This is a genomic window from Microbacterium hominis NBRC 15708 (genome assembly GCF_001592125.1).
Taxonomy (GTDB): Bacteria; Actinomycetota; Actinomycetes; order Actinomycetales; family Microbacteriaceae; genus Microbacterium; species Microbacterium hominis.
In genome coordinates this window covers 1-3,818 of sequence record NZ_BCWI01000040.1, presented here as the reverse complement: position 1 = coordinate 3,818, position 3,818 = coordinate 1, and the positions used below count along the sequence as shown (strand labels likewise).

Genomic DNA, 3,818 nt, shown 5'->3' with positions numbered 1-3,818 from the left:
GCAGGTCGTCCTGGGCGTCGTTGAGCATGTCCGCGACCTTCGGGTGTGACCTGCCGAGCATGCGAGAGACCTCGTGGAACTGGGCGAACACGTGCTCGGTGTCGGGTTGCGCGAAGATCGTGCGGATGATCGACGCGACCATCGGCCCGGCGGTTTTCGGGACGTTCGCGAGGACGTTGCGCATGAAGTGAACCCGACACCGCTGCCAGGACGAGCCGTGGAAGACCGTCGCAATCGCGGCGATCAGGCCCGTGTGAGCGTCGGAGATCACCAGCTTCACCCCGCCCAGACCGCGTGCTTTCAACGAGCGCAGGAACGCGGTCCAAAACGGTTGCGATTCGGTGTCTCCGACCTCGAAGCCCAGGACTTCTCGCCGCCCGTCGGCGGCGACGCCGACGGCGACGACCACCGCTTGGGACACCACCCGCCGGCCGACGCGGGCTTTGCAGTAGGTCGCGTCGAGGAACACATACGGGTAGGTGGTGTCCGCGAGCGGCCGGTCCCGGAACGCGGCGACGTCCTCGTCCAGGCCCGAGCAGATCCGTGACACCTCGGACTTGGAAATCCCGGTGTCTGCGCCAAGCGCCTTCACGAGGTCGTCGACTTTCCGGGTGGAAACACCGTGGACGTAGGCCTCCATCACGACCGCGAACAGTGCCTGATCGACCCGACGGCGACGTTCCAACAGGGACGGGAAAAACGACCCCTGCCGCAGCTTCGGGATCCGCAATTCCAGGTCCCCGACCTTCGTGCTCACGGTCTTCGGGCGGGTGCCGTTGCGTTGCGTCACCCGATCGGGGGAACGCTCGAACGGGGCAGCCCTGATGAACGCGGCCGCTTCCGCGTCGATCAGCTCCTGATAGAGCGTCTCGGTCGCGACCCGGACCCGGTCGTTGACATCGGTGAGTTTCAGTTCCCCGAGCAGCTCGAGGAGGGCAGACTGGTCAAGAGCCATCGTGCGTGTGTCTTTCTCTGAGTTCTTTGATCGGTACTCATCTTGACCACGCACGATGGCTCGCCAGCGTCAACGACACCAACGACTCCGCCGAAAACTCCACCACCACCCGGGACGTCACCGCGAGGAGATCGTCGCGCAGCCGCCGAGCCGACGGCGCACGGCCGACCGCGGCGCGGTAACCACGGGAGGTGAGGAACCCTTGAACTGCCGGTCTGAGGACGCGGCAGATGAGCTCGACCCCGAAACGATCCCGGTACTCGGTGATGAACCGGATCATCTCGGTCAGGGGCGGTCGAGCTCCTTCGCGAAAAACACGCTCGCAGCCTTGAGGATCTCGTTCGCCTTCCGCAGCTCCGAGACCTCCTTCTGCAACCGCTTGATCTCCGCCGCCGCGTCGGTGGTCAGCCCGGGCTTCACGCCCGCGTCGACCTCGTCGCGACGCTGCCAAAGCCGCAGCGTCTCCGGGCTCATCCCGAGCAACCCAGCAACATGCCGGATCGCGGCCATCATCGTCGCGTGCTCCGGCCGCGCCTCCGCGAGCATCCGCAGCGCACGCTCACGCATCTCCGGCGAGTACTTCCTGTTCATCGAGTTCCATCCTTGCTTGAAGAACGGAACGAAAGTCAGGCCGATTCACTCCTGGGGTGCCTGCCGCGCCGGTCGCCCGAGCCGCAGTGGCAGTGGATCGGGTGACGCGCGAACAAGGGCCAGGCTCGGGCTCGCCGAGCCCCGGGTTCGCGTGTCCCCGGCCTGCCCGTGGGGTCGATCACCGTGGCCGGGTGGTGACCAGCTGGTGGCTTCATCGAATGTTGATCGAACCCCGATCGGTGGCGTGGGGCGGTGCAGTGAACATGGTCTCGACAGCGAACCTCGCGCGGCCACGCGCAGGGGGCGCCCACGAGGAGATCGAAGGATCGGGTGGTTCAGCAATGAGGTACACGCCGCGTATCACGGTGGTATCAGCCCCGGCGTGCCACTTCTGCGAGGACGCCGACCAGGCGTTGCAGGAGTTGGCGCGCGAATTCGCAGTTGCGGTCAGCCAGGTCGCGCTCGACAGCGCTGAGGGCAGGCGGCTGGTCGCTGAGCACCGGCCGGCCATGAGCCCACTGGTGTTGCTGGAGGGGGCCTACTTCAGCTCGGGCCGACTGCCGCGCAAGAAGCTCGCCCGTGCGCTGGCTCGGATGGGCGCGGCCACCCTCTCTCGGGCCGGTTCAGGCGCGTTGGGTGGCGCTGGTGGGAAGTGAGCTGCTGACCACCGGGAGTGTGGTGGCGGCGTTCCTGGCTGGTGGGGTGGCGTTGTTCGCGCCGTGCTGCATCGTGTTCCTGGCACCGAGCTACCTGGCCGGCGCGGTCAAGAACCGGCGATGGCGGTTGTTGCCGTTGACGTTCGTCTTCGCCGCCGGGTTGGGTGTGGTGCTGCTGCCGCTGACCCTGGGAGCCAGCCTGCTGGCCGGTGCCATCGCCCGGTACCACCAGGTGCTCTACTACGCCGGCGGCGCCTTGATGATCGGACTCGCTGTGCTGGCGCTGTCGGGGCGCATGTGGTCGCTGCCGAGCTTCGTGCGTGCACCGGACACGACGCGGGCCGACACCGCGAGCTTCTTCGCTCTGGGGGTGTTCTCGGGCATCGCCTCGGCGTGTTGCGCACCCGTGCTGGTCGGTGTGATGACCCTCTCGGCCCTCTCGGCGACTCCGGCTGGTGGGCTGGTGCTTGGACTGGCCTACGTGTTCGGGATGGTGTTCCCGCTGTTCGTCATGGCCCTGCTGTGGGATGCCGCCAGGCTGGGCGAGCGCACCTTCTGGCGCGCCAAGCCGGTCCGCCTAAGGGTGCGAGGGCACGTGCTGGCCACCAACACGGTCAACCTTGTCGTGGCCGTCGGGTTCATGGTCATGGGCGGAGCGGTCATCGCCCTGGCCAACCAGCCGGGCATGACCGGCGGCACCGAGGCTCAGTCGGCCATCGCTACCTGGCTGACCGAGACGTTCCTGCGCATCCAGCAGTGGGCCGCGCCCATACCTGAGCCCGTTCAGGCGCTGATCCTGTTCGTGGTTGCCGGGGCGTTCATCTGGGCCACGCTCATCGGGCGCCGCAGAGGGCGGCGCACCGGCTCCCTCGACTCCATGGCCGGGCACGGTTCGGCCGCAGAGACAGCTCTCCATCCCGTGGAAGGTCACCCATCCGCAGGCGAGAACCACGGCAGTCCGGTGCCGACCTGCCACGACACGACCAGCACGAGGAACCCGCAATGACCTCTCGATCTGCCACCCGACGAGCCAAGGAGCGCCAGGAGACGATGAGGCACGAGCAGGACACCCGGGCACGCCGCAGGAGGACGGCGCGCCTGAGCATCGTGAGCTTGGTGATCCTGGCGGTCGTCGCATTGGTGGTCATGGCGCTGCTGTCTGCCCGGCCCGAGCAGTCCGACCAGGTGCGCACGGCTCCCGACTTCACCCTCCCCGCCTCCGACGGCACCTCGGTGAGGCTCTCGGACCTGCGCGGTGCGCCGGTGCTGCTCTACTTCAACGAGGGCGCCGGCTGCGACGCCTGCATCGTCCAGATGACAGCGATCGAGGCCGAGCCGGGCTTCGCCGACGCCGGCATCACCGTCCTGCCGATCGTGATGAACACCGCAGAGCAGATCAACGCCGAACGCGAACGCCTCGGAGCCACCAGCGCGTTCCTGCTCGACGACGGCGCCGTCTCCGCCGAGTACGACACGCTCGGCACCGGCATGCACGAGGGCCTGCCAGGGCACGGCTTCGTCCTCATCGACGCAGACGGCCAGCAGGTCTGGTCCGGCGACTATCCCTCGATGTGGATCGACGCCGACGACCTGCTGGGCATCGCCCTCGACAACCT

General features: G+C 67.6%; 6 protein-coding genes. 3 read left to right on the top strand and 3 right to left on the bottom strand.

The window, feature by feature from the left end; genetic code table 11:
* From MHO01S_RS16075 to MHO01S_RS16065, 3 genes are all read right to left on the bottom strand, one after another.
* The coding region (locus MHO01S_RS16075) for an IS256 family transposase (RefSeq protein WP_061782597.1) at positions 1–955 on the bottom strand (955 nt) is incomplete at its 3' end.
* A 37-nt stretch (positions 956–992) separates the two neighbouring features.
* Positions 993–1,235, bottom strand: a complete 243-nt coding sequence (locus MHO01S_RS16600; protein ID WP_060960855.1) for a hypothetical protein — start codon at positions 1,233–1,235, stop codon at positions 993–995.
* Positions 1,236–1,240: 5 nt separating this feature from the next.
* On the bottom strand, positions 1,241–1,546 hold the full coding sequence (locus tag MHO01S_RS16065) for a transposase (RefSeq protein WP_060960854.1): 306 nt from the start codon (positions 1,544–1,546) through the stop codon (positions 1,241–1,243).
* A gap of 191 nt (positions 1,547–1,737) precedes the next feature.
* Between MHO01S_RS16065 and MHO01S_RS16060 the strand changes: the two genes are divergently transcribed.
* From MHO01S_RS16060 to MHO01S_RS16050, 3 genes are all read left to right on the top strand, one after another.
* Positions 1,738–2,202: a thioredoxin domain-containing protein gene (locus MHO01S_RS16060; protein WP_231735189.1), complete on the top strand. Its 465-nt coding sequence runs from the start codon at positions 1,738–1,740 to the stop codon at positions 2,200–2,202.
* Positions 2,183–3,208: a cytochrome c biogenesis CcdA family protein gene (locus MHO01S_RS16055; RefSeq protein ID WP_307132503.1), complete on the top strand. Its 1,026-nt coding sequence runs from the start codon at positions 2,183–2,185 to the stop codon at positions 3,206–3,208. The genes MHO01S_RS16060 and MHO01S_RS16055 overlap by 20 nt, the downstream gene beginning before the upstream one ends.
* Before the next feature lie 101 nt (positions 3,209–3,309).
* Positions 3,310–3,818: peroxiredoxin family protein (locus MHO01S_RS16050; protein WP_307132501.1), on the top strand; the 509-nt coding region annotated here is incomplete at its 3' end.